A 23550-nucleotide genomic window follows, 5' to 3' on the forward strand; every position below is an offset into this window, starting at 1 on the left:
TTTATAAGATTTTTCTATTTGAAAAAACGGGATTTGGTGATACTATTTACTTGTATATTTATGTTTAATAATAGGAGGAATTCATTATGAGATTAGATGCTGCAGGCAAAGCATGCCCAATTCCTGTAATCATGGCGAAGAAAGAGCTGGACAACGGCACTCAGGATCTGTCCATTCTGGTAGATGGTCAGACTCAGATTGACAACCTGTCCCGCCTGGGAAAGACATATGGAAGAGAAATCACCGTTACACCGGAAGGAGAGAAGCTCGTTGCTACATTTGCGGATGGCGACGGCAATATTCCGGAATCCGCTCACGGCTTTGACGAAGGAAGCTACGCGGTATTCTTCAACAAGGAAGGTCTGGGAAGCGGCGATGCCGAACTGGGAATGAACCTGGCAAAGATGGCCATCTTCACCCTGTCCGAGAGCGAAAACATCCCGACCTACGTGCTCTTCATGAACGGCGGCGTAAAGCTGACCACCGGCGTAGAGCCTCAGATTATTGAGAACCTGAACACTCTGATTGAGAAAGGAACCAAGGTTCTGGTATGCGGCACTTGCCTGAACTTCTTCGGAATCAAGGAAGACTGCAAGGTTGGAACCGTCAGCAACATGTATGACATCCTGGGTGCAATGCAGGAAGTTTCCAAGGTTATCACTCTGTAGGAGAGGGTGGTGTTCATGACGGATACTTTTTACCTGTACACTTTCGAATCCACCCACGGAGCCATTTCCACCGAGAAGCTGCTGAAGCCGGTGGGCTGCACCATCATGCCGGTGCCTCGGCACATCTCCACCAGCTGCGGAATCGCCGTTCGGGTGGAGCCGGAGAAATTCGATGAATCAAAAAAGGTATTCCTGGAGGGGACGGAGTTAGTCCCGGAGGAATACCATGTCTATCGGATTGAGGAAGATAAGTCCATCAAGCGATTCGATTACGAACCGGTTACCCTTTAGAGGTAACCGGTTTCTTTTTTCTCTACCACAATTTTCTCATCTCGGACGACGTATTCGCCGTCGATGCAGTCCACAATCATCAGATCGCAGTTATGCACATCCTCATCCCAGAAATTTTTCAACTCTTTGTGCCGGAAATAGAGGAGCATGGCGTGAATGGCCGTTCCGTGGGACGCCACCAGCACATTTCCTTGTTCCCGAGTCTTCAATTCTTCCAAAAAGTCCGTTATCCGCTGAATCAGATGTTGAAAAGTCTCCCCTCTCCCCGCCGGCAGAAATTCATCCGGTGCGGAAAAGAATTTCTGCGACTCTCCGGGAAGCTCCCGGTAGGCATAGCCTTCCAGCTCGCCGAAATCAAATTCCTCGATTCGATCATCCACGTGAAACGTGTCTTGGCTCTGTCCGGTAACGATTTCGCAGGTATCCAGCGCCCTTCTCAGCGGGCTGCAATAGATTGCATCGAAACGAAGGTTTTTCTCCCGAACCACCTTTGCCAAATCCTCTGCCTGTTCAATACCGGTGGCGTTCAGGTCCACATCCATGTGCCCCTGCACCTTCCGGGCCAGGTTCAGATCCGTTTGTCCATGTCGTAATATAAATAATCTCACTGTTTTCTCCCATCTGTGATACGCATTTTTTTAACTGTTATACAGAATACCACAGATGTTTCCGCAGGGTCAACTTTCCGGGTTTCGACGATGTGCCATTACAAGCAGTCCGCTGCAGCTGAGAATTAGCAGCACCATGGCCACCGCAAAACCATCGTCGCCGGTTTCCGGGGTATCGATTCTTCGAACTTTATTTGTCTCTCCTTTGGTGCCCCGGCTTTCCTCGTCCGGATTATCGGGGTCCCGGCTTTCCTCGTCCGGATTATCGGGGTCCCGGCTTTCCTCGTAACCGTCTTGGATTTTCTTCCGCGTTCCGTCTTTGACGGAAATGACCTCGTTCTTGTCCAGATCCAAAATGGTATCGTTGGCGGAGTCATCCACCGTTGCACCGTCCTCATCCTCCGGATCGTTTTCCTCCGTCTCAAAATCCCGAGGCTCATCGGAAGTCTCCCCTCCGCTGATTACGTTTTCTGCTGTGTCTTCCGGTTTCGATTCTGATGCGTCCGGATTCGCTTCTGATGCATCCGGATTCGTTTCCGGCGTATCCGGCGTATCCGTCGACTCTGCCGGTCCGCCGTCTTCCGTTTCGCTCACCTCCTCTTCCTCTTCGTATTCCGGGGTGATTTCTTCAAATTCCACATCGGAAGTTTCGCCCGAATGGTTTAATTCTTCGTCTGCTTTTACTGCGGACATCGGCTTCGACTTTGCTTTTGCTTTTTTTGGTTTTTTTGCCGGAGCAGCCTTTAAATTCCGAATACGAATCACCGTGGCGATTTTTCCGTCATATCGGGCCGCCCGCACCTTCGCTTTGGTTTTACCGGCTTTAAAATACCACTTTCCGTTCTTCTTCACACCTCCGTCTCGGCCGGCGGAGTACCACAAAGTTCGGCCTTTGGCATCTCTTCCCGCATACACCGCCGTATGGATATGGCTGTCCCAGCCGCAAATATCTCCTTTCTTGAGGCCGGCATGCTTCGCTTTTTTGTGGGGATGAAGTATCTTCAGCTTGCTGTTTTTCGTAATGCAGGTTTTCCGCTTTCCTCGAATGGCACCTCCTTTGTCAATCCAGAAAACCTGCCCCTTCTTGATAATTCCCGCATCCTGGAGTGCCCAGGATACGTAGATGGCACAGTTGGTCACGCGCCGCGTCTCTTTGCTTTTCCGGTAAGATCCCTTCCCTCCGTTTACGCTGTAGTGAAATCCGTCCTTCTCCAGATTCTCGGCTACCCGGTCCAGGGAATGCTTCCAATCCTCGTATGTATAGGCTGATGGGGACGAGGTGGCCGCTTCCGCCGGGAACGCGGTTCCCAGCCGAGACAACGCGAGAAACAAAAGGAACAAGAATCCCAGGAATCTAAGGAATCCGGATAACTCCGGATTCCTGCCGGCAATCCGAACACGGATTGTTCTTTTCATATTGCATCTCCTTTCATATTATTTCCGGTATTGCAGCGCTGATTCCTTTCCGGTGAAAGTATTATGCCACAGAAAAAATTCCCCTTCAGTACACTTTTATTATCATGCGGAAGTTTATAAACTTCCGTATGAGCAAGCGTGGTGCGGGCCGGCGGGCGTGGTGCGGGCGTGGTGCGGGGCGCGACTTGGTGCACGAAATCCCGCCAGCCCTTATATCTCCGTTTCCTTTGCACCAAGTCCCCCGCGTTTTTTCGGGCGTGGTGGGGCGCCGGGCGTGGTGCGGGCGTGGTGCGGGGCGCGACTTGGTGCACGAAATCCCGCCGGTCCTTATATCTCCGTTTCCTTTGCACCAAGTCCCACGCGTTTCTTCGTCCGTGGCCGGCGCCGTCTTGGTGCACGAAATCCCGCCGGCCCTTATATCTCCGTTCCCTTTGCACCAATTCCCGCGCGTTTTTTCGCCCGTGGCCGGCGCCGACTTGGTGCACGAAATCCCGCGAGTCCTTATATCTCCGTTCCCTTTGCACCAATTCCCCCGCATTTCTTCACCCGTGGCCGGCGCCGTCTTGGTGCACGAAATCCCGCCGGCCCTTATATCTCCGTTCCCTTTGCACCAAGTCCCACGCGTTTCTTTGCCCATGCCCGGTTGGGCGTGGTGCCTCACCGCCCGCTAGCCCTTGTTTCTTCGTCTTGAGGCACCACGTCCTCGAGCACAGCAGCCGTTCCCGCCGAGCGGGCGTGGTGCCTCACCGCTCGCTAGCCCTTGTTTCTTCGTCTTGGGGCACCACGCCCTCGAGCACAGCAGCCGTTCCCGCCGAGCGGGCGTGGTGCCTCACCGCTCGCTAGCCCTTGTTTCTTCGTCTTGGGGCACCACGCCCTCGAGCACAGCAGCCGTTCCCGCCGAGCGGGCGTGGTGCCTCACCGCTCGCTAGCCCTTGTTTCTTCGTCTTGGGGCACCACGCCCTCGAGCACAGACGAAAAGTGATGCACGAAAGGCTCCCACCCGCCTTCGTGCATCACTTTTCCTCTATTATATTTTCAAAAGGAAAGAATTGACGACGAACACCACTCGTCCCTCCTTTCGTCGTCAATTCTAATCATCTCCCCGTGCCGCTTGCTCCAACCTGCATTCGGCACCACAAAAAATTGACGACAGACTCTCGTATCCGAAAAGTCTGTCGTCAATCCAATTTTTTCTTCATGTTTTTACTCTAATTCAAATTGAATCCGTGTCCAGAATCACTTCTTCAGAACCGGATTTTCTACTCGCTAGCCCTCAGCTCACCATCTTCCCCGGGCATTCCACTCTAATCTTCCCGACGGCCGCGGGGAAATTGACGACGGAACGTTGGGAATCGAGGTTCCGTCGTCAATTTCTTCCGATTTCCCGAAAGTGGCCTGAATTAGAGGCGGCGGTCGCCGGCCGTGTTGGCGCCGGCCTCCCTGCGAAGCCTTATTTCTTCGCCGGGTCACGCCAACATGCTCCGGTTTTTCCCGTGTAGCCGGCGGCTTTGTTGGCGCCGTCCTCCCTGCGAAGCCTTATTTCTTCGCCGGATCACGCCAACATGCTCCGGTTTTTCCCGTGTAGCCGGCGGCTTTGTTGGCGCCGTCCTTCCTGCGAAGCCTTATTCCTTCGCCGGGCCACGCCAACATGCTCCGGTTTTTCCCATATAGCCGGCGGCTTTGTTGGCGCCGTCCTCCCTGCGAAGCCTTATTTCTTCGCCGGGCCACGCCAACATGCTCCGGTTTTTCCCGGGCGGTCGCCGGCCGTGTTGGCGCCGTCCTCCCTGCGAAGCCTGATTTCTTCGCCGGGCCACGCCAACATGCTCCGGTTTTTCCTGTATAGCCGGCGGCCGTGTTGGCGCCGTCCTCCCTGCGAAGCCTTATTTCTTCGCCGGGCCACGCCAACATGCTCCGGTTTTTCCCGGGCGGTCGCCGCCCATGTTGGCGCCTTCCTCCCGGCGAAGCCCTATTTCTTCGCCGGGCCACGCCAACATGCTCCGGTTTTTCCCGTATAGCCGCCGCCCATGTTGGCGCCGTCCTCCCTGCGAAGCCTTATTTCTTCGCCGGGCCACGCCAACATGCTCCGGTTTTTCCCGGGCGGTCCCCAGCCGCGTTGGCGCCGTCCTCCCTGCATGGCCTTATTTCTTCGCCGGGCCACGCCAACGCGTCCCGCATTTTCCCAGCTTCTTTTTCTTCTACTCCGCCAGCACATAGGCTTTCCGGTTCTGGCGGCCCCAGCGGATACACTCCGCCGTGCTTCGCATGTACAGGTCCACAATGTGCCCCTGCACCGCGCCGCCGCAGTCGTTGGCCACCGCAATTCCGTAACCCTCGATGTACAGGCGCGTTCCGTAAGGAATCACGGACGGATCCACCGCACAGGTCCCGTAGTGCACCCGCTGACCCGTAGAGCCGTGGGCATTGGTTCCCGCATAGTAAGCGGTGGTGTTGGCGGTAAAAGTACTTTTTACTTTTACTTCCCCCTTTTCCCCGGTTTCCGAGGTGCCGCACCGAAGAGTATGATCTTCCGGTTTTGTGATCCATTTCTTTAACTTTGTCCGGGTACCAGATTTTTTTCCATTGATATAGGTGGTGGTGTAGGTATAGAGGCCCTCGCCGTCCCGGCCGCCGGTTTCCTGCACCATGCCCGAAGACAGGCCCGGGTCCAGCACCACCTTATCCCCGGATTTTACTTTTTTGGTGCCTTCCGTCACCTTCCGATGCACCTCGTCCACGGTAATTTTCGTGTCCGCCCGAACCGGTGAATCCAGCTCCGGAGAGATGCGGTCGTCCTTATCGTAGCGGATGTCGTTCAGCTTCAGGTTCTCCCGAACGGTACCGGATTTCAGGGTGAAATCCTTCATCTTTCCGTGAATTTCCATTTGGGTGTGTATGCACTCTTCCACGGTGATTTTCATCTTGTCGGACACCGGGTACTCCCGGCAAGGGTGCACCGTATCGATTTCCGACGCACCGATCTTGGCTTCCTTCAATACAGCCCCCACCGTGGTCTGCCGCGTGAGGGCGGTGACGGTTTTCGTCTTTCCGTCCATCCCCGCATAGGAAACTGTGACCTGCTCCGGTATCAGCCAGCTGATTTCTTGCCACAGCAGAATTCCCAGAGTCAGAAGCAGAATCACACCCATGGTTCGGGTGTGCCGATCCCGATTGAAAATCTGATACAGGTTTTTCCGTTTTTTCTTGCCGGCTGCCGTCTCATTTCTCATTTTCTTCTCTCCACTCATCCTCTTTCCGTCTCATCCCCCGCTGTTTTCTCCGGTCTGCCCGAATCCGTCTCGCTCGATTTAGTTTTCCGAGCTTCCTCGGTGAATCAACTTGCTGCGGTCGTCCTTCCGAATCTGCTCCCGAATCTCCTTGTCCAGCGGCATCGGAATCAGGTCCTCCGCCGGCTCAAAAGATTTCTTGGCCACCGCCTTCGACGCCTCCTCCAAGCCGTTCTCCTTCAGAAATTTCCGGAACGCCGCTTTGGCATAGGCCGCATCCTTCCGAAACAGGTACAGGTGAAAGGTATTCGGTTCCGTGAAATGCAGCACCTGCCCCATATCGCCATAGGGAACCGCCATCAGCGCCTCTCCTTCCGGATAAAAATAGAATCCGTGGTTCATGTCCTCCACGTCCGCAATTTTCCGGACCGTCAGGGTCCCCCGGGTCTGCTTCGGGTTCAGCTCCATTCGATAATCCAATACGTCCATCTACTCACCCTTCCGTCCCTTCAGCAGCGGCTTGATGCCTTTATAGATCTTTCCTGCCATTTCGGTGCCGTAAATCTTCACCAGGGCATTGTTCACCGCTTGCTTCGTCTTATGCACCCGAAGGGTCTCCGCAATTCGGCTCGCCTCGCCGGAAAACTCCGGAATCAAGCTCTTCACATCCCCCTGGAACACCCGATTCTCCTTGGCTGCGGCGTTTTTCTTTTTTTCGCCCCGCTTCTCCTTCTTCTTCAGCTTGCTCTTCTTCTCCTTCCCGCTCTTCGCCTCTTCCGGCTGCGGCAGTTCCTCCGGGATTTCGATGGCCGCCTCCGGCGCCCTCTTGAGAATGGTTTTTTTCACCGCCTTGCGCAAGTCCGGATGCCGGGACACGTTCACATTCCGCTTCTGCCAGAAATCCACCACCGCATCGAATCCGGTATCCTTGCTGATGATAACGAACTGCTCCCCGCCGTTCTTTGCGATCTCATACCCCAGCCAGCTCACCAGCTGAAAATCCAGGGCGTTCTTGCCACCGGTCTTAATCGGCATGTACGTCTTCCGAATCCGGCTTCGCTCCAGCTCCTGATGCACCGTAATGCTGATAGTGCTGTGCTGCTCCGAATAGAAAATCAGCAGTTCCGATCCGTCATCCAGAAGCTCCAGCCCCTCAAACCCATTGCTGGCCACGTTTTCAAAATCAATTAAATACTTCATTTAAAGTCCCTCTTTCTATTTCAATCTCTTTGTCAATGATAACAACACGATCGGCGCCCCGGCAGCATTTTGCCGCAGGCCCACACTGTTTCTTCCATAAAATATTATTATATCTCAATTTCCCATAAAAGAAAAGTTTCGTCCAATCCCGGGTTTCCGCTATCCGATTTTCAAATAGTCTGTCCTGTTGAACTCCGGCTTTAATGCTGATATGATAGCGGTATATTTCTACATATCGAAAGTACGTTATATATCCAGTTATATATAATGTATCGAATAAATGGAACACACGAGGAACATCGATGAATCATATAGAGAAACGTTTTCGGAGGAAGAATTCACTCATTCTTCTCATCATAATTATCATGATACTGCTCCTCCTGGGAGGAGTGCTGCTGATTCGCTATCAGGCCCACCACCAGATTGGCGGACTCAGCCGCAAACCCGTCATTTCCTTGAAGGGGGACACCACCCTACGGCTGTATCCCGGCGAGAAATTCTCGGACCCCGGGGTCACGGCGAAGGATTATCGGAAGAAAGACATTTCCTCCCACATTCAGACGGATTTGGATCAAAGCAGTTTTCGGAAGGACGGCACTCTGTGGAAATCCTATAGCGGAACGATCACCTACACGCTGAAGGATTACGGCAACCGGATGAAGAAGACCCGAAAGGTTCGCACGGCATACCGTAAGCCGGACCAAAGTTCTCCAAGCTACGGTCACGGCATCGCGGTCTGCATGTTTCACAACATCTACGATGCGAACAATCCCCCGGAAGATCTGAACCCCAACTACATGTCCACGGAAGAACTGTCCGCCATCCTGCAGTATCTGATCGATGCGGATTATTATTTCCCATCCTGGCAGGAGCTGCGGGATTACATTGACGGAAAGATTGATTTGCCGGTGAAATCCGTGGTGCTCACCTTTGACGACTGCACAAAGGATTTCCAGAAGTACGGAATTCCGGTGCTGGAAAAATACGACATCACCGCGACCAGTTTCGTTATCTGTGCTAAGAACGGCAAAGATGTGCTTCAGAAATACGGCGATGCCAAGCACATCAACTTCCAGTCCCACTCCTACAACATGCACCGTCCCGGCGGAACCATCGGCCACGGAGGTGTTTTTACCGCCCTGTCTCAGGAAGAGGACGTAGCGGACCTGAAGAAATCCATCGACATGCTGGGCAGCGGCGAGGCCTTCGCCTATCCCTTCGGCGATTACACGGACACCTGTGAGGCGGCGGTGAAGGAAGCGGGTTTCCTTTGTGCTTTTACCACCGAATACGGAAAGGTACACCCGGGAGACGATCCCTACCTGCTGCCGCGAATTCGCGTGAACGGGGGATGTACCCCGGAGGAATTCGCCCGGGACATATCGGACGGCCAAGAACCAACAGAACAACAGACTGAACAATAGAGAGGATGCCATGCTGAACAATCGTAAAAACATTATTCGACATTTGAACAACCATCTCCGGGCCAACGGGCACGTAATCGGTGCTTCTTCCGGATGCGGGCATACCGCGCTGGCCTCCGTTACCGGCGGGGCCGATATGGTGCTGGCCCTCAGTGCCGGATGCTTCCGGGCGTCCGGGCGCCCGTCCTTCGGCAGTTACCTGTGCTACGGAAACAGCAATCGAATCGTCGAAAGCTTTGCGGCGCGAGAGTTGCTCACCCTGCTCCCATACACCCCGGTTCTCTTCGGACTGAACTGCTCGGATCCCACCATCGAACTCCGGGACTACATCCAAGATATTCAGAATTCCGGACTTTCCGGCATCGTCAACTTCCCGTCGGTGGCACTGATTGACGGTATTTTTCGGGAATCGCTGGAGGAAGAAGGTCTGGGATTTGACAATGAGGTGGAAGCCATCCGAATTGCCCATGAAATGGATTTTTTCACCTTAGCCTTTGTGTGCAGCAAAGAGCAGGCGGAAGCCATGATTGACGCGGGAGCAGACGTCATCTGCGCCCACCTGGGACTCACGCCGGGAGGCGCCATGGGTCCGAAAAAAGCCCAATCCATAGAGAAGGCAAAACTCCTGGCGGACGAGGTGTTCTCCGCATGCCTGGAGAAGGCGCCGGAGCGGATTCGCATGGTCTACGCCGGTCCGATTAAGTCACCGATGGACCTCCAGTACTTCTACGAGAACACGGCGGCGCAGGGTTTTATCGGAGGCTCCTCTTTCGAACGAATTCCTTCGGAGCGAGCGATTATCTCCTCCACTCGCGCTTTCAAGTATCCCATGGACAGCGCACTGGACGAGAAGCGGGAGGCCGCCATGGAGGGAATGGAATCTTCCCGAAACTACATCGAGTTCGTACAGCAGCACATTCGCCAGAGCTACGAACAGCCCATTACTCTGCAGGCGCTCTCCACGGTGCTGCACGTTTCTACCCCATATCTGAGCACCCTGTTCAAAAAGAAAATGGGCATCAGCTTTACGGAATACCTGATTCGCTTCCGACTCAACAAGGCCTGCGAACTGCTGGAGGTCAGCGAAATGCCGATTCAGGAAGTCGCCCTTCGGGTGGGGTATCCGGATTCGGTCCAGTTCAGCAAGATTTTCAAGAAGTATAAGGGAATGGCGCCGCGAAACTACAAAACCATGCTGCGGTCGAAACAACACGCGGGAGTCACGCAAAAACAACCATAAGTTTTTCTTGCAACAAAAATGTTATATAAACACAATTTTTAGTAATCAAAACATATTTTTTACTTTTTCGTTCGTGCTAGAATACAATTAAGAAAAGGCGGACAAGGAGGTATACAACATTGAAAACAGTTGCAGTACTCGGAACCTTTGATACCAAAGGAAAGGAGCTCAAGTTCATTAAGGAATGCATCGAAGAGCAGGGTTTGAAAACCCTCTGCATCAACACCGGTGTATTCGAACCCGTGGTAGAACCGGATATCAGCAGCGCGGAGGTTGCGGCGGCAGTCGGTGCCGACATCAACGCCATCGTGGAAAAGCGCGACCGTGCTACCGCCACAGAAGTTTTAGCAAAAGGAACGGAGAAATTGATTCCTCAGCTCTATGCAGAGGGCAAATTCGACGGCATCATTTCCATCGGCGGATCCGGCGGAACCTCACTGGCCACTCCGGCAATGCGGCAGCTTCCGCTGGGAGTTCCGAAAGTGATGGTTTCCACCATGGCGTCCGGTGACGTTTCACCTTATGTGGGAACCAGCGACATCGTCATGATTCCATCCGTTGTGGATGCGGAAGGTCTGAATGACATTTCCAAAGTAATTTTCAGCAACGCAGCCAACGCCATTGTAGGCATGGTTCAGAACCGGAAGGAAATCGAAAGCGACGGCAATCCGCTTCTGGCAGCTACCATGTTCGGCGTAACCACACCGTGCGTAAAGGCAGCAGAAGATTATCTTCATGAACAGGGATACGACGTATTGGTATTCCACGCAACCGGTACCGGCGGCAAGTGCATGGAAGCCCTTATCGACCAGGGATTCATCAAGGGTGTGCTGGATCTCACCACCACCGAATGGTGCGACGAAGTAGTGGGCGGCGTGCTCAACGCAGGTCCGGACCGTCTCACCGCAGCGGGCAAGAACGGCATTCCGCAGGTGGTTTCCGTGGGTGCACTGGATATGGTGAACTTCGGACCGATGGATACGGTTCCGGCGCAGTTCAAGGATCGGAATCTGTACAAGCACAATCCAACGGTTACCCTGATGCGCACCACTGCCGATGAGCTGAAATCCATCGGCCATGAGATTGCAACCCGCTTGGCAGATGCCACGGGCAAAACCACGCTGATGCTTCCGCTGAAGGGCGTATCCATGATTGACGTGGAAGGTCAGCCGTTCTACGATGCAGAGGCGGATAAGGTGTTGTTCGATACGCTCCGCACCGAGTTGGCAGATTCCAACGTGGAAATCGTAGAGCTGGATACGGATATCAACGACAAAGAATTCGCCGTTGCAGCAGCAAAGAAACTCATTTCCCTTCTGTAAGAAGAATCGGAAAAATCGGACTTATGAATCTATTTTTATGACGAAAGGGGTACACAATGAATAGACTTACAAGAGAAGAAAATATCGCAAAATTTAAGGAACAGATTGCAAGCGGCAAAATCCTGGTAGGCGTTGGCGCCGGAACCGGAATCACCGCAAAGAGCAGTGAAGCCGGCGGTGCAGACATCCTGATTATTTACAACTCCGGACGCTACAGAATGGCCGGCCGCGGATCTCTGGCAGGCCTGTTGTCCTACGGCGATGCCAACCAGATTGTCGTTGAGATGGGTGCTGAGGTTCTGCCGGTGGTAAAGGAGACTCCGGTTCTCGCCGGCGTATGCGGTACCGACCCGTTCCGCGTTATGGACATTTACCTGCAGCAGCTGAAGGATCAGGGTTTCAGCGGTGTTCAGAACTTCCCGACCGTTGGTCTGATTGACGGCGTATTCCGTCAGAATCTGGAAGAGACCGGCATGGGTTACGGCCTGGAAGTTGACATGATCCGCAAAGCCCACGAGCTGGATATGCTCACCTGCCCATACGTATTCGATGCAGAGCAGTCCGCTGCAATGGCCGAAGCCGGTGCGGACATCATCGTTGCCCACATGGGCCTGACCTCCAAGGGAACCATCGGTGCAAAGACCGTTCTGTCCCTGGACGATTGCATTCCAAGAATTAAGGCTATTATCAAAGCAGCAAGAGACGTAAATCCGGATGTTATGGTTATCTGCCACGGCGGCCCGATTGCAGAGCCAAAGGATGCGCAGTACATCATCAGCAACATTCCGGAACTGGATGGCTTCTTCGGCGCTTCCTCCATCGAGAGATTCGCTGCAGAAAGAGGCATTAAGGCTCAGACCGAAGATTTCAAGGCAATCCAGAAGTAATTAAGTCGCCGGTACATTGACAACTTGTGGGATTGACAGCATGGAGAAGGGATTGCGGTTTTCGCAGTCCCTTTTTCTGTGATAGAATATACCATAAAAAAACAATCCGGACGGCAAGGGTGTCCGGGAGAACTTCGGAGATTACGAAAGGCTATTCTTATGAAAATGAACGTACTTGGGACCGGCTTTGCGCTGGCCACAAAGAATTACAATACCTGCTTTGCTCTGGAGGAAAACGGCAGCCTCTTCCTGGTGGACGGCGGCGGCGGAAATCAGATTCTCCGGCAGCTGGAACAGTCCTTCCTGGACTGGCGAGATGTTCACGACATCTTCGTCACCCACCAGCATGTGGACCATTTTATGGGCATCATCTGGATGATGCGGCGAATCGGTTACGGAATGGAACTGAATGATTATGAAGGGGAGGTGCGCATTTACTCTTCCCGGACGGTGATTGACAAAATCGACAAAGTGGCCCACCTGCTGCTCCGGCCGCAGGAGCTGTGCCATATCGGCAGCCGCATCCACCTTATTCCGGTGGAAGACAGCGAAACCGCTCAGGTGCTGGGTCATCCCATCACCTTTTTCGACATCGGAAACCCGAAAACGATTCAATTTGGTTTTTCCCTGGAATACGAACCGGAAAAACGCCTCACCTGTCTGGGGGACGAATTCTGCCGCCCGGAGGGGGAAAAATACGTGGCGGGCAGTGAGTGGCTCCTTCACGAGGCGTTTTGCCTGGAATCCGACAATGATATCTTCCATCCTCACAAAATCGCCCACTCCACGGTGAAGGATGCCTGTGAGCTGGCGGAGCGGTATTCCGTTCCGAACCTCATCCTGTACCACACGGAAGAATCCCACGGGGATCAGCGGCAAAAGCTGTATCTGGAGGAAGGACGGAAGTACTTCTCCGGAAACCTGCTGGTGCCGGAGGATTTGGATGTGATTTCGCTCCATAGTTAATGAAAAAAGGGATTGGACGCCGCGTCCAATCCCTTTCTCTCATTACCTCATTATGCGGAATACCGATTCCGGTTTTCCATTCCCTGCAGCGCCGGTGCGGAATAGCTTTCCCCGTCTGTGAAACGGCTTTCGCCGAAGCTGAGAAAGTCCCGAACAGCAACTACCTTGTCCGCCAGGGAGACGATGACGCCCTCCCGGCAAGTAGGAAGCTCCGAAGTCACCGGCCACATGTGGGTCCGGATAATCTCTTCCGACTTCTCACTCAGATCCGGCAGTAGCTTCTTCGCCACTTCCACGGATTCCACCGGGTGCTCCCGGTAGCATTCCTTGTTATTATCAAATTTATCGTCCCGGTCCAGAATTCCCAAATCGTGGCACAGCGCCCCTTTCACCACCGATTCGCTGTCCGTATGTACGTGAATCTTCTTCAGCAGATAGCAAATCCAAACGCTGGCTGCCACCACGCGCATGGTGTGCATTCCCACCGAGCTTCTCAGGTGGTGCCGCTGATTCATTGCCTGTTCGAATTCCGGAGAGTCTACGATATTCTTTCCGTATTTATTCAGATAAGATGTAACAACCTTTCCTGCCATAGTGCTCCTTTCTGACTCTTGACCATACCGTCCTTATACTATATCTGAATTCTGGTGTTCCGGTGGCACATTTATGTGGTTTTCTTGAAGTCCACGGCCTCCTCAAAACACCCAACATAATAATTTTAGCATTAAAAACATCGGGAAGGCAATGCTTTTTATGAGCGAAGCACAACAAAAAATTGAATTTCTTGTCACGACAGATTATTTTTCTTAAAAGAAGTTTCGGGCGATTTCGGCCCGTCACTACACGATGGGTCTCGGCAATTCCTCCGGCTCCTCCGCCCCTTCTTTTATGGTATACATCGTCAGCCGGTCGCCCTCCATCAGTGTCACATTGCCTTTGGGCACGATCCCCCGGCCATGGCGCTTCAGGAGAACGATGAAACTGCGGCGGGAAATGTCCAGAGACCGAATCCGCTCTCCCACCCACGGGTGGCTGCGGTGCAGCACGATCTCCTTCATCTCCATGTTCTCGTTGCTGCGAGGGGATTCGCCGCTGAGAATCAGCCGGTCGCCGGCCCGGAGCTGTACGTCACCGTGGGGCATTTTCGTCTCCGTCCCCCGCAGGATTACCGCAATCATCAAGCCGGACGGAAGCGCCGTCTCCCGAACCAGCTGCCCGCACCACTCATCCTTCGGCTTCAGCATCACCTGAACGAAATGGATGTCTGCCTCCAGCCCGTACTCGCTGAGCTTCTGAATCCGCTGATATTGCTCCACAAAACCGGCGGAAATGATACCCGTTGGAATAGCCACCATGCCCACGCCCAAGAAAGCGATGAGGATGCCGAAGGTTTTGCCCAGCGTGGTGATGGGGTAAATATCGCCGTAACCGATGGTGAGCAAGGTGGAAGCGGACCACCAGATTCCGGAGAAGGCATTTCGGAACACCTCCGGCTGAGCGTCGTGCTCCACGCTGTATAGGCACAAGCTGGAGGCCATCATCAGCACCAATATGATAAAAAAAGAAGACAGAAGCTGCTGACGCTTCCGAACGAGCACCTGAGAAATGACATTGAGGGAGTCGTAGTACCGGTTGATGCGGAAGAGGCGCAGAATCCTTGCCACCCGAAACATCCGGAAGGCGGTGGCGCCTCCCGGGAACATCACCGGCAGGTAGGCCGGGAGGAAGGACAGCAAATCAATCAGGCCGGCCCCGGATATCACGTACTTGCCCATTGCACGGCCTTTTCCTACATTTGGGTACAGGCACTCCGCCGTGAGCAGCCGAAGAACGTAATCCACGCCAAAGAAGGCCGTGGTCACTTCCAGCACCAGCGTCAATCCGGCGCCGTAGGTCTGCGCCAGATGGTCATAGGTCATCATAAAAGCGGCGGTCAGATTGACAATCAGTGCCAGGGAGCTGAAGATGTCGTAACCCAGACTCAGGGGATCCGACACCGTGCCGATGGATACCATTCGAAAGAGCCGGTGCTGCAGGCGGCCCCACGAGGTTTCTTCCGTTCTTATTTTTGTTTCCATACATTAAATCCTCATTCCAAAAATCCTTGATTTCATTATAGACAGTCCCGCATCCCGATGCAATTGTGAAATAATGTCCTATTATTCACAAGCTTTAATTAAATCTGAACAATTTTCAGCGTTACCCTCTATTTTAAAAATATCCCAAAAACAGAAAAAGAACGTATCCGATGGATACGCTCCGTTCCTGAATCTATAAGGTTTATGGTTAATGGTTGGCTTTTTCACAGCTAAGCTCTATCTCTTAGTAAATATAATATACTCTATTTCCGGACAATTGAAAAACAGTAATTTTTTGTATTTAAACAAGTATTTACTTGTGGTATAATGTTTAATCATTAACAGGTCTGCTTAGTTGAAAAACACAAAAAAAGGAGTTTTCCATGACCAACAGCGAACGCGCCTTTCTGGCGCTCAGTGAAACACTTAATTTCACCCGCGCCGCGGACAAAATTTTCATCACCCAGCAGGGAATCAGTGAGCACATTAAGAAACTGGAAGAGGATTACGGAACCACGCTGGTAATTCGAAAGCCGAAGGTGCAGCTGACCCCGGCCGGTGAAGTGCTCCGGGATATGCTTCTCCGGCAGGAAGCCATGGACCGGGATGTGCGCCAGACTATTTCGGAAATCAACAGCGGGGACGCCGGCGAAGTCTCCATCGGCATCAGCGTCTCTCGGGTTCGTGCTTTTGCCGCCGACATCATCATCCGGTACCACATTGCCCATCCTCATGTGAAAATCCACCTGTATTCCGACATCACCATGAAGCTGGAATCCATGCTGCTGGACAACAAGCTGGACGGCATCATTGCGGTAAACGCCGTCCCGCACCGGAATCTGCAGAAGGAACTGCTCTTCCAGGATCCGGTATATCTGGCCGTGCCGGACCACATCGCTCGGGCGCGGACCGGCGATGCCACAACGGTGGACATCGCCGATTACGCCGATCTCCCTTTCATCCGGGATCTGTCCGACAGCACCACCAGTTTTCTTATCGACCCATTCCTGGAGAGCCGGAATATCGAGCTGAACAATATTATCAACGTCAGCGAATACGCCGTTCAGGCCTCCTTGTGCAAGCGATTCGATGCCGCCATGTTCTGCGCCAAATCCTTCGCGTACTACAAGGAAGGCTCCATCGTTCAAGCCGGCCTGCGAACGCTGGAACTGGAGGGACTGGGCCATACCGTGGACATCAGCTTAATGACCTCCCGGAACCGGCACTACGCCCGCTGTGCCACGGACTTCTTCCAGACCATCCGGGATTCCCTGGATACTTTCTACGAGAAGGTTATGTAGGGACTATAACGCAATTTCCCCGGCCAAGGCGCAGTGCGCCGCGGTGACCGGCGATGCCAGATAGATCTGCACCTTGCTGGTGCCCATTCGGCCCAGGAAGTTCCGGTTGTTGGTGGCCACCACCACCTCGTCATCGGAAAGGATTCCGCCGGCTCTTCCGCAGCACAGGCCGCAGCCCGGCGTGGTAATCATGGCGCCGGCCTCCGACAGGGTTTCCAGCGTGCCGTCCGCCAGTGCCGCCCGGTACACATCCCGGCTGGCCGGCGTTACGATTAGTTTTACGAACGGTGCCACCTTCTTGCCCTTCAGAATTGCCGCCGCTGCCTGAAGGTCTTCCAGGCGGCCGTTGGTGCAGGAACCGATGAACACCTGGTCCACCTTTATTCCCGCTTCCTTTTCCACCGGCCGAACGGCATCCACCTGCGACGGACAAGCCAGCACCGGTCTGAAATCCTCCGCCCGGTAATTCAGCACCCGCGCGAACTCCGTGCCCTCCGGCGACGACTCGTAACACAGGCTGCCCGTTTCTCCTTTTAGGAAACCCGGAGTCCCCGGAACGTGGGAACCCGGTTCGACGGAATCTGCCGCTTTGGCCGCCACATCCCCGGTGAGAACCGTCCGGAAAATCTCGTCAAAAGCATCTTTATAGTCGTCTCCGAAAATCCCCTTGCTCATCGGATGGGCATCGGTGAAATGCAGCGTCTCCCGGTTCGGATAGCACAGGCCGCATTTTGCGCCGGCCTCCACCGTCATGTTGGACATGGTGAGGCGGCTGGCCACGGACATGCGGTCCACGGTGCTCCCCGCAAATTCCAACGACTGATAGGTGGCGCCGCTGGCGGAGATATCGCCGATAACGGTGAGAATCACATCTTTCGACGTCACGTTCTCCGGCAGGGTTCCCTGAATGTTCACCCGGATGGTTTCCGGCACCCGAAGCCACAGCTCGCCGGTTCCCAGGATTCCCGCCATCTCCGTGTAGCCGATTCCCGTGGAGAAAGCGCCCAGTGCGCCGTAGGTGACCGTGTGGCTGTCCGTTCCGAACACCACATCTCCCGGCTGCACGTATTTCTCCGCCATCAGCTGATGGCAAATTCCGTCGGTGCGGTGAACGTTTTTGATTCCGTATTTCCGCGCAAACGCATCCCCCCGGTGAAAGTGCCGCACATCGTCCACTTGACTGGCCGGCACCATGTGGTCGTACACCAGCACCATGCGGTCCGGATCCCACACCTTCGTAAATCCCATCTCTTCGAATTTGTCCGCCACAAAAGGAATGAAAATATCGTGCACCATCACCCGGTCCACCTTCGCGGTCACGATGTCCCCCGGCTTCGCATCCTTCTTTCCGGTATTTCTCCGGAGAATTTTCTCAATTAATGTCGCCATGCTCTCCTCCTATTCCAGCCCGTTCCGCTTTCTCATCGCCGGAACCAACCCGCCGGCATCCAGAATTTCCAGAAGGTTTTCCGGCAAATCCGCAATGGGATACGTCGCCCCGTTCACCCGAATCTGTCGGCCCACTTCCACGTCCATCACATCCCCTTCCTGCACGTGATCGATCAGATCGCTTTCGATGAGCAGAAGTCCGTTGTTGATGGAATTCCGGAAGAAAATCCGGGCAAAGGATTTGGCCACGATGCACCGAATGCCCAGGGCCTTGATCACCTCCGGCGCCTGCTCCCGAGAAGAGCCGCAGCCGAAATTTTTTCCCGCCACGATACAGTCTCCCGGCTCCAGCATTCCCGCCAACTCCGGCCGCAGCGGCGAAAAGGCGTAGGGCTTCATATCCTCCACGGAAGGGAGGGCCAGATATTCCGTGGGCATGATGATATCCGTATCGATATCATCCCCCATGGTGTATATTTTTCCGCTAAAATGTTCCATTTTGTTCCTCTCCTTCTCCCTAAAAACAAGCTTCCGCAATCTCACCGGCCACCGCCGATGCCGTCACCGTCGCCGCGTTCGCAAGATAGACGAAGGAATTCCGGTCGCCGGCCCGGCCCTTGAAGTTCCGAGTTCCCGTGCTGATCAGCACTTCCCCTTCGCCGATCACGCCCTGGCAGCTGCCCCAGCACACGCTGCAGTTTGGATTCATTACGATGGCACCGGCCTCCATGAAAGTGTCCAGAATTCCTTCTTTGGCCGCCTGATTATAGATATCCCGGCTGGCCGGAACCACCAGGAAGCGAACGCCCTCTGCTACTTTCTTTCCTTTGATAACCTCAGCTCCCAGGCGAAGGTCCTCCAGCCGCCCATTGCTGCAGGAACCCAGGAACGCTTCGTGGATTTTCGTTCCCGCCACCTCCGATACCAATGCCAGGTTATCCACAAAATGCGGTTTTGCCACCACCGGCTGGATCTCCGAAAGGTCGATATCGTACACTTCGGCGAATTCCGCATCCGGGTCGCTCTCATAGCAGGCCAGCGGCTTCCGGCCGTGCGCCTCCAGGTACTCCAAAGTCACCTCGTCCACCGGCATCAGTCCGGTTTTGGCCCCGGCCTCTACCGCCAGGTTGCACAGGACGAACCGGTCGCTGACGGACAGCCCCGCCAGTCCCGGTCCTGCGAACTCCATGGCCTTATAGTTGGCGCCGTTGGCGCCTATTTTTCCGATAATCGTCAGAATCACATCCCGAGCGGTCACGCCTTTCCGCAGCGTGCCGGTCAGATTGAACCGAAGGGTCTCCGGCACCATCACCCAGGATTTGCCCGTCACCATGGCGTACAGGTAATCCGTGCACCCCACGCCGGTCCCGAAAGCCCCCAGACACCCGTAGGTGCAAGTGTGGCTGTCCGCCCCGAAAATCAGCTGGCCCGGCCGAACGTATTTTTCCACCATCACCTGGTGGCAAATGCCCTCGCCCTCGTAGAAATCGATTCCGCGCTCCCGGGCAAAATCCCGCATCTTCTTCTGGGACTGCGCCGTCTTCACGCTGTCGCAAGGCACGTTGTGATCCACCACCCACACCAGCCTGGATGGATCTGCAATGTGCGGATTCTTCAAATTGTTGTATTTATCAATGGTCAGATGTGTGGTACCGTCGTTACTCAGCATGTAATCCAAAGTCACCACGTGAATTTCACCGGCCTTCGCGGTGTCTACCCCGGCTGCCCGGGCGATGATTTTCTCTGCAATCGTCATTCCCATTTTTCTCTGTCTCCCTGTCCGCTTCTGCTAAAAATAATCTCGTCTCGTCCTGCGGTTTCCGGCGCTACGCCTCATCCAAAGAAGCGATCAGACCGCCCTGATCCAAAATCTTCTGCATGTACGGCGGCAGCTTGGTGCATTCGTAGGTGCTTCCGCCGCTGGTCACCGTGCCCGCATCCAAGTCCAGTTCCATTTCATCCCCATCTTTCACGCAGTCGTACAGATCCCGGCACACAATCACCGGCAAACCGATGTTGATGGAATTGCGGTAGAAAATCCGGGCGAAGGATTTGGCGATAACCGCCTTTACTCCCAGTGCCTTCAGCACGCCGGGTGCCTGTTCCCGGGAAGACCCACATCCGAAATTCTCGTTGGCCACCACGTAATCCCCCGGCTTCACTTTGTTGGCAAATTCCGGATCCAGGGATTCAAAGGTATGTCCCTTCATCTCCTCAATGGTGGGATACAGCAGGTACTGCGATGCAATAATCTGGTCCGTATCCACATCCGAATCAAAACGATATAGTGTTCCCATTGTTCTATCTCCCTTTTTGTATGTATTTTTATGTTTTGATACTAAATTTTACAATATATTATATCAGATTCAACAATATTTGTGAATGGCTTTACATAATTCTGCCCGCCCGGCGCTTTACTTTTTCCGGCAGACCGGCCGGGCTCCGTATATCCAATCATATTATCCATATTGCAATCGTACAATCTCGTATGTCTAGAATGATGAAAAGAGATGCACGAAAGGCGACTTCCGCCCTCCGTGCATCTCTTCCAATTATTTGATGTTTCTCAGGCACTGCAAAAGCGCCGTGTTCTCCCGGTGGGTTCGCACTGCCGTCCGATAGAACCCGGCGGTCAGCCCGTGGTAATCCCGGCAGTCCCGAATCAGAATTCCTTTGTCCAGCAGCTTTTGGTGCAGTTCCCGGTCCCGGGATTGAAAGAGAATGTAATTGGCATCGGACGGGAATACCCGGAACCCTAATTTTTCAAGCTCCTCCGAGAGGAATTCCCGTTCCCGGGCAATCACCTCCACCGAGGCCGCCAAATAACCGGAGGTTCCACCGGCCGCTGTTCCGGTGTACTGGGCGAAAACGGAGAGATTCCATTCCGGCAGTTCCCGTCGGATTCTTTCCGCCGTGGGAGCCGAGCAGACGGCATATCCCAGGCGCACCCCGGGAATGGCGAATGTTTTGGTAAACGCCCGGAGCACCACCGCCGGCAGTGCCTCGCTGCGGATGCAATGGATCAGGGAATCCTCATCCCCGCCGCTCAGTGCCAGAAAGCATTCGTCCACCAGCAGCACCGTTCCCGCCGTCCGGCAGGCATCGACAATTTCCCGGAGGCGATTCGCCGAGATTCGCTTCCCGTTGGGGTTGTTGGGGTTGGTGAGAATCAGCAGATTCGGTTTTACACGGGCAATCTCTTGGCAGATATTTTCCGGCAAGGTAAAATCATCTTCCGCCCGCAAAGGAATCCGGTGAATCCGGCAGGACGGAGCCGCGGCGTTCAACGCGGTTTCGTAGCCGGAATAGCAAGGCGCCGTCACCATGCAGCTTTTCGGGGAAAGGGTCCGGATGATGACGGGAATCAGCTCCGATGCGCCGTTCCCCGGCACGAGTTGTTCCTCCGCCAACTGCCAGTAATTCGCCAATCCCCGGCGAAGCTCCCGGTACTCCGGATCCGGGTATTCCTCCACGTGATTCAGTGCCGCCGCCAGAGCGTCCCGCACCGATTTCGGCGGTCCCAATGGATTCAGGTTTACCGAAAAATCATATTCAATTTCATTCCCGTATATATTTCCTCCGTGCACGAATCTCTCCTTTGTTTAAAGTAACAGTCCCATCGTTCCCAGGCAGATGCATTCACACAGCACCGCCGTACCCAGCATCAGCCGGTTCGCCCGGAGAATATCCGCCGGCACCACCGGCCGCAGATTCTCTCCCAAGGTTGGTTTTTCCACCACCCGGCCAAAGTACCGGGCATTTCCCGCCAGCTGAACACCCAGCGCGCCGGCGCAGGCGGCTTCGGTATGCGCCGCATTGGGGCTGGCATGCTTTCGTCGATCCCGAAGGAAGATTCGGAAGGCCCGGCGGCCGCTGTATATTTGTTCGAAACCGCGAAGGCGATCCCAAAATCCCATCAGAAACGCCACCGCCACCATCAACAGGCCGCTGATTCGGGCGGGAATGAAATTCACCCCATCGTCCAGCCGGGCGGCGGCTCTTCCAAAATCCATGTATTTGTCGTTTCGATAGCCCACCATGGAATCCATGGTATTGACGGCTTTGTACATCATGCCCAGCACCGGTCCTCCCAGGGCCATGTACAGCATCGGGGCGATGACCCCGTCAGAGGTGTTCTCCGCCACGGTTTCCACCGCAGCTTTGGTCACACCGGTTTCATCCAGCACAGTGGTGTCCCGGCCCACAATCATGGACACCGCATACCGGGAATCCTTCAGCGAACCGGATTGAAGGGCGCGGTATACCCGCATGGACGCATCCCGGAGATTCCGGGCCGCCAGCAATCGGTAGGTGAGCCAGCCCTCCAGGGCGCAGCCCGCCCAAGGATGCAGCGTGTACGCGCCCACCAGAAGCAAGGCCGTTCCCCCGCCGCTGACCAGGAGAACCGCCGCCACCAGGAGTCGTCCGTATTTTCTTTTTACCCGAGCCCGGACGGCCGAATCGGAAATCCCGTCTCCTCGCTTCAGAAAAAAATCCGTTAATTTCTGAATGAGGTTACCGATTCGCCGCACCGGATGGTTCCATGTCTCCGGATCCCCCAGAATAAGATCGAGCACGAAGCCCGCTGCAAATGCCGTCCCGTGATACATCAAATGAATATCCTTCTCCGTTTCTAACCTGATAGTCGTAATAGTTTCCGCCGAAGAGTTCCGACAGAAGAGTCATGATGGTGCCGCCGTGAATCACCAGGGCGATGTTTTCCCGGTCTTCGGCTTCCTGCAGCATTTTTTGCCAGCCTTCCAGCACCCGAGCTCGGACTTCCTCCCGGCTTTCCCCGTCGGGAAAGGGAATGGTCCCCTCTGTCCGAAGCCAGTGACGATATGCGGGATTGTCCTGCAGCTCTTGGTAGGTATGCCCCTCAAAGCGGCCGAAATCCGTCTCCCGGAAATCCGCCACTTCCACCGGTATTCGCGCCGGATGGATTAACTCGGCGGTCTCCCGGCAGCGCCGCATGGGACTGCAGAACACCGCATCGCAGATTGGATAGCAGTGCCTTTCGATTTCCCGCCGCCCCGTTTCCGACAGGGATTCGTCGGTTCTTCCGATGTATCGATGCTCCAGATTTCCCGGGGTGGCGCCGTGGCGAATCAGGAAGATGTGACGCACCGCAGGAAGTCCTTTCTTAATCACCTGAGGAATTCCGCAGAACAGGCGAATCACTTCGTCGGATTCCGCCGCAATTCGGATGAGGATCCGTCCGGTCACTTCCCGCCACCGGCGGTCCAGGGGATCCATGGGCACGATGCCGCTGCCGATTTCGTCGGAAATAAATACGCAGTCCGGATGGTTCCGGGCGATTTCTTCCACCTCCTGAAGAATCTCCTCTTCCGTTTGCCCCACTTCCAGCTTCTCCCGGATAATCCGGTGCAGGTGATTAATCCGGATTCCGGTGCCGGGCGCTTCCCGATACAGCAGCGAGAAATTCGCCTCGTCATAGAGAATGTGGCCGGGAAAGCGGGCTTCCCCGTATTTGCTTTTACCTTGAGCGTATCCGCCGATAATCAGTTTCATGTTT

General features: G+C 54.5%; 22 protein-coding genes. 8 read left to right on the forward strand and 14 right to left on the reverse strand.

Annotation, left to right across the window (positions count from 1 at the left end):
* Window positions 1-86: 86 nt before the first annotated feature.
* Together yedF and FYJ65_RS02235 are read left to right on the forward strand one after the other, a co-directional pair.
* Window positions 87-668 (forward strand): sulfurtransferase-like selenium metabolism protein YedF, encoded by a 582-nt coding sequence (gene yedF / locus FYJ65_RS02230; protein ID WP_154553728.1) that lies wholly within the window; start codon window positions 87-89, stop codon window positions 666-668.
* A gap of 15 nt (window positions 669-683) precedes the next feature.
* Window positions 684-959 carry a putative Se/S carrier protein gene (locus FYJ65_RS02235; protein WP_154553729.1) on the forward strand — a complete coding sequence of 92 codons (276 nt, stop codon included), beginning with the start codon at window positions 684-686 and terminating at the stop codon, window positions 957-959.
* Here FYJ65_RS02235 and FYJ65_RS02240 read toward each other — a convergent pair.
* The 5 genes from FYJ65_RS02240 to FYJ65_RS02260 form a co-directional block, all read right to left on the reverse strand.
* On the reverse strand, window positions 956-1567 hold the full coding sequence (locus FYJ65_RS02240; protein ID WP_154553730.1) for a histidine phosphatase family protein: 612 nt from the start codon (window positions 1565-1567) through the stop codon (window positions 956-958). The two genes, FYJ65_RS02235 and FYJ65_RS02240, sit on opposite strands and share 4 nt — an antisense overlap.
* Before the next feature lie 69 nt (window positions 1568-1636).
* Window positions 1637-2983, reverse strand: a complete 1347-nt coding sequence (locus tag FYJ65_RS02245) for a hypothetical protein (protein WP_154553731.1) — start codon at window positions 2981-2983, stop codon at window positions 1637-1639.
* Window positions 2984-5178: 2195 nt separating this feature from the next.
* Window positions 5179-6210: a 3D domain-containing protein gene (locus FYJ65_RS02250; RefSeq protein WP_206157275.1), complete on the reverse strand. Its 1032-nt coding sequence runs from the start codon at window positions 6208-6210 to the stop codon at window positions 5179-5181.
* A gap of 78 nt (window positions 6211-6288) precedes the next feature.
* Window positions 6289-6696, reverse strand: a complete 408-nt coding sequence (locus FYJ65_RS02255) for a hypothetical protein (RefSeq protein ID WP_154553733.1) — start codon at window positions 6694-6696, stop codon at window positions 6289-6291.
* The gene (locus tag FYJ65_RS02260) at window positions 6697-7407 is read right to left on the reverse strand and encodes a PIN domain-containing protein (RefSeq protein WP_154553734.1); all 711 of its coding nucleotides are present in this window, start codon (window positions 7405-7407) and stop codon (window positions 6697-6699) included. It abuts the gene before it with no gap.
* A 365-nt stretch (window positions 7408-7772) separates the two neighbouring features.
* Between FYJ65_RS02260 and FYJ65_RS02265 the strand changes: the two genes are divergently transcribed.
* From FYJ65_RS02265 to FYJ65_RS02285, 5 genes are all read left to right on the forward strand, one after another.
* Window positions 7773-8831: a polysaccharide deacetylase family protein gene (locus tag FYJ65_RS02265; RefSeq protein WP_206157276.1), complete on the forward strand. Its 1059-nt coding sequence runs from the start codon at window positions 7773-7775 to the stop codon at window positions 8829-8831.
* Window positions 8832-8841: 10 nt separating this feature from the next.
* Window positions 8842-10071: a phosphoenolpyruvate hydrolase family protein gene (locus FYJ65_RS02270; RefSeq protein WP_154553736.1), complete on the forward strand. Its 1230-nt coding sequence runs from the start codon at window positions 8842-8844 to the stop codon at window positions 10069-10071.
* A gap of 119 nt (window positions 10072-10190) precedes the next feature.
* A complete protein-coding gene (locus tag FYJ65_RS02275) occupies window positions 10191-11393 on the forward strand; it encodes a Tm-1-like ATP-binding domain-containing protein (protein ID WP_154553737.1) in 1203 nt (400 codons plus the stop codon).
* 56 nt (window positions 11394-11449) lie between these two features.
* The gene (locus FYJ65_RS02280) at window positions 11450-12280 is read left to right on the forward strand and encodes a phosphoenolpyruvate hydrolase family protein (protein WP_154553738.1); all 831 of its coding nucleotides are present in this window, start codon (window positions 11450-11452) and stop codon (window positions 12278-12280) included.
* A gap of 165 nt (window positions 12281-12445) precedes the next feature.
* Complete coding sequence (locus tag FYJ65_RS02285; protein ID WP_328603030.1) at window positions 12446-13246, forward strand: MBL fold metallo-hydrolase; 801 nt, start codon at window positions 12446-12448, stop codon at window positions 13244-13246.
* Window positions 13247-13296: 50 nt separating this feature from the next.
* On the opposite strand, the gene FYJ65_RS02290 is transcribed toward FYJ65_RS02285, so the two are convergent.
* Both FYJ65_RS02290 and FYJ65_RS02295 read right to left on the reverse strand, forming a co-directional pair.
* The gene (locus FYJ65_RS02290; protein ID WP_154553740.1) at window positions 13297-13839 is read right to left on the reverse strand and encodes an HD domain-containing protein; all 543 of its coding nucleotides are present in this window, start codon (window positions 13837-13839) and stop codon (window positions 13297-13299) included.
* A gap of 246 nt (window positions 13840-14085) precedes the next feature.
* A complete protein-coding gene (locus FYJ65_RS02295; protein ID WP_206157277.1) occupies window positions 14086-15324 on the reverse strand; it encodes an ion transporter in 1239 nt (412 codons plus the stop codon).
* A 383-nt stretch (window positions 15325-15707) separates the two neighbouring features.
* On the opposite strand from FYJ65_RS02295, the gene FYJ65_RS02300 reads away from it, so the two are divergent.
* Window positions 15708-16625, forward strand: coding sequence for a LysR family transcriptional regulator (locus tag FYJ65_RS02300; protein WP_154553741.1), 918 nt, complete (start codon window positions 15708-15710; stop codon window positions 16623-16625).
* Window positions 16626-16628: 3 nt separating this feature from the next.
* On the opposite strand, the gene FYJ65_RS02305 is transcribed toward FYJ65_RS02300, so the two are convergent.
* From FYJ65_RS02305 to FYJ65_RS02335, 7 genes are all read right to left on the reverse strand, one after another.
* A complete protein-coding gene (locus FYJ65_RS02305) occupies window positions 16629-18014 on the reverse strand; it encodes an aconitase family protein (protein ID WP_154553742.1) in 1386 nt (461 codons plus the stop codon).
* A gap of 9 nt (window positions 18015-18023) precedes the next feature.
* A complete protein-coding gene (locus FYJ65_RS02310) occupies window positions 18024-18512 on the reverse strand; it encodes a LeuD/DmdB family oxidoreductase small subunit (protein WP_154553743.1) in 489 nt (162 codons plus the stop codon).
* 19 nt (window positions 18513-18531) lie between these two features.
* On the reverse strand, window positions 18532-19776 hold the full coding sequence (locus FYJ65_RS02315) for a 3-isopropylmalate dehydratase large subunit (RefSeq protein WP_154553744.1): 1245 nt from the start codon (window positions 19774-19776) through the stop codon (window positions 18532-18534).
* Window positions 19777-19840: 64 nt separating this feature from the next.
* Complete coding sequence (locus FYJ65_RS02320) at window positions 19841-20311, reverse strand: 3-isopropylmalate dehydratase small subunit (protein WP_154553745.1); 471 nt, start codon at window positions 20309-20311, stop codon at window positions 19841-19843.
* 255 nt (window positions 20312-20566) lie between these two features.
* On the reverse strand, window positions 20567-21601 hold the full coding sequence (locus FYJ65_RS02325) for a pyridoxal phosphate-dependent aminotransferase (RefSeq protein ID WP_154553746.1): 1035 nt from the start codon (window positions 21599-21601) through the stop codon (window positions 20567-20569).
* A 15-nt stretch (window positions 21602-21616) separates the two neighbouring features.
* Window positions 21617-22624, reverse strand: a complete 1008-nt coding sequence (cbiB, locus tag FYJ65_RS02330; protein ID WP_206157278.1) for an adenosylcobinamide-phosphate synthase CbiB — start codon at window positions 22622-22624, stop codon at window positions 21617-21619.
* The gene (locus tag FYJ65_RS02335; protein ID WP_154553748.1) at window positions 22530-23546 is read right to left on the reverse strand and encodes a bifunctional adenosylcobinamide kinase/adenosylcobinamide-phosphate guanylyltransferase; all 1017 of its coding nucleotides are present in this window, start codon (window positions 23544-23546) and stop codon (window positions 22530-22532) included. Before FYJ65_RS02335 ends, cbiB begins: the two co-directional genes overlap by 95 nt.
* Between the last annotated feature and the right edge of the window lie 4 nt (window positions 23547-23550).

This window comes from Mogibacterium kristiansenii, assembly GCF_009695905.1.
Lineage (GTDB): Bacteria > Bacillota > Clostridia > Peptostreptococcales > Anaerovoracaceae > Mogibacterium_A > Mogibacterium_A kristiansenii.

Bases quoted from the DNA above. Each gene is read 5' to 3' on its own strand.
- yedF (WP_154553728.1), top strand. From the start codon at position 87: ATGAGATTAGATGCTGCAGGCAAAGCATGCCCAATTCCTGTAATCATG.
- FYJ65_RS02235 (WP_154553729.1), top strand. From the start codon at position 684: ATGACGGATACTTTTTACCTGTACACTTTCGAATCCACCCACGGAGCC.
- FYJ65_RS02245 (WP_154553731.1), bottom strand. From the start codon at position 2,983: ATGAAAAGAACAATCCGTGTTCGGATTGCCGGCAGGAATCCGGAGTTA.
- FYJ65_RS02250 (WP_206157275.1), bottom strand. From the start codon at position 6,210: ATGAGAAATGAGACGGCAGCCGGCAAGAAAAAACGGAAAAACCTGTAT.
- FYJ65_RS02255 (WP_154553733.1), bottom strand. From the start codon at position 6,696: ATGGACGTATTGGATTATCGAATGGAGCTGAACCCGAAGCAGACCCGG.
- FYJ65_RS02260 (WP_154553734.1), bottom strand. From the start codon at position 7,407: ATGAAGTATTTAATTGATTTTGAAAACGTGGCCAGCAATGGGTTTGAG.
- FYJ65_RS02265 (WP_206157276.1), top strand. From the start codon at position 7,773: ATGATACTGCTCCTCCTGGGAGGAGTGCTGCTGATTCGCTATCAGGCC.
- FYJ65_RS02270 (WP_154553736.1), top strand. From the start codon at position 8,842: ATGCTGAACAATCGTAAAAACATTATTCGACATTTGAACAACCATCTC.
- FYJ65_RS02280 (WP_154553738.1), top strand. From the start codon at position 11,450: ATGAATAGACTTACAAGAGAAGAAAATATCGCAAAATTTAAGGAACAG.
- FYJ65_RS02285 (WP_328603030.1), top strand. From the start codon at position 12,446: ATGAACGTACTTGGGACCGGCTTTGCGCTGGCCACAAAGAATTACAAT.
- FYJ65_RS02290 (WP_154553740.1), bottom strand. From the start codon at position 13,839: ATGGCAGGAAAGGTTGTTACATCTTATCTGAATAAATACGGAAAGAAT.
- FYJ65_RS02295 (WP_206157277.1), bottom strand. From the start codon at position 15,324: ATGGAAACAAAAATAAGAACGGAAGAAACCTCGTGGGGCCGCCTGCAG.
- FYJ65_RS02300 (WP_154553741.1), top strand. From the start codon at position 15,708: ATGACCAACAGCGAACGCGCCTTTCTGGCGCTCAGTGAAACACTTAAT.
- FYJ65_RS02305 (WP_154553742.1), bottom strand. From the start codon at position 18,014: ATGGCGACATTAATTGAGAAAATTCTCCGGAGAAATACCGGAAAGAAG.
- FYJ65_RS02310 (WP_154553743.1), bottom strand. From the start codon at position 18,512: ATGGAACATTTTAGCGGAAAAATATACACCATGGGGGATGATATCGAT.
- FYJ65_RS02315 (WP_154553744.1), bottom strand. From the start codon at position 19,776: ATGGGAATGACGATTGCAGAGAAAATCATCGCCCGGGCAGCCGGGGTA.
- FYJ65_RS02320 (WP_154553745.1), bottom strand. From the start codon at position 20,311: ATGGGAACACTATATCGTTTTGATTCGGATGTGGATACGGACCAGATT.
- cbiB (WP_206157278.1), bottom strand. From the start codon at position 22,624: ATGTATCACGGGACGGCATTTGCAGCGGGCTTCGTGCTCGATCTTATT.
- FYJ65_RS02335 (WP_154553748.1), bottom strand. From the start codon at position 23,546: ATGAAACTGATTATCGGCGGATACGCTCAAGGTAAAAGCAAATACGGG.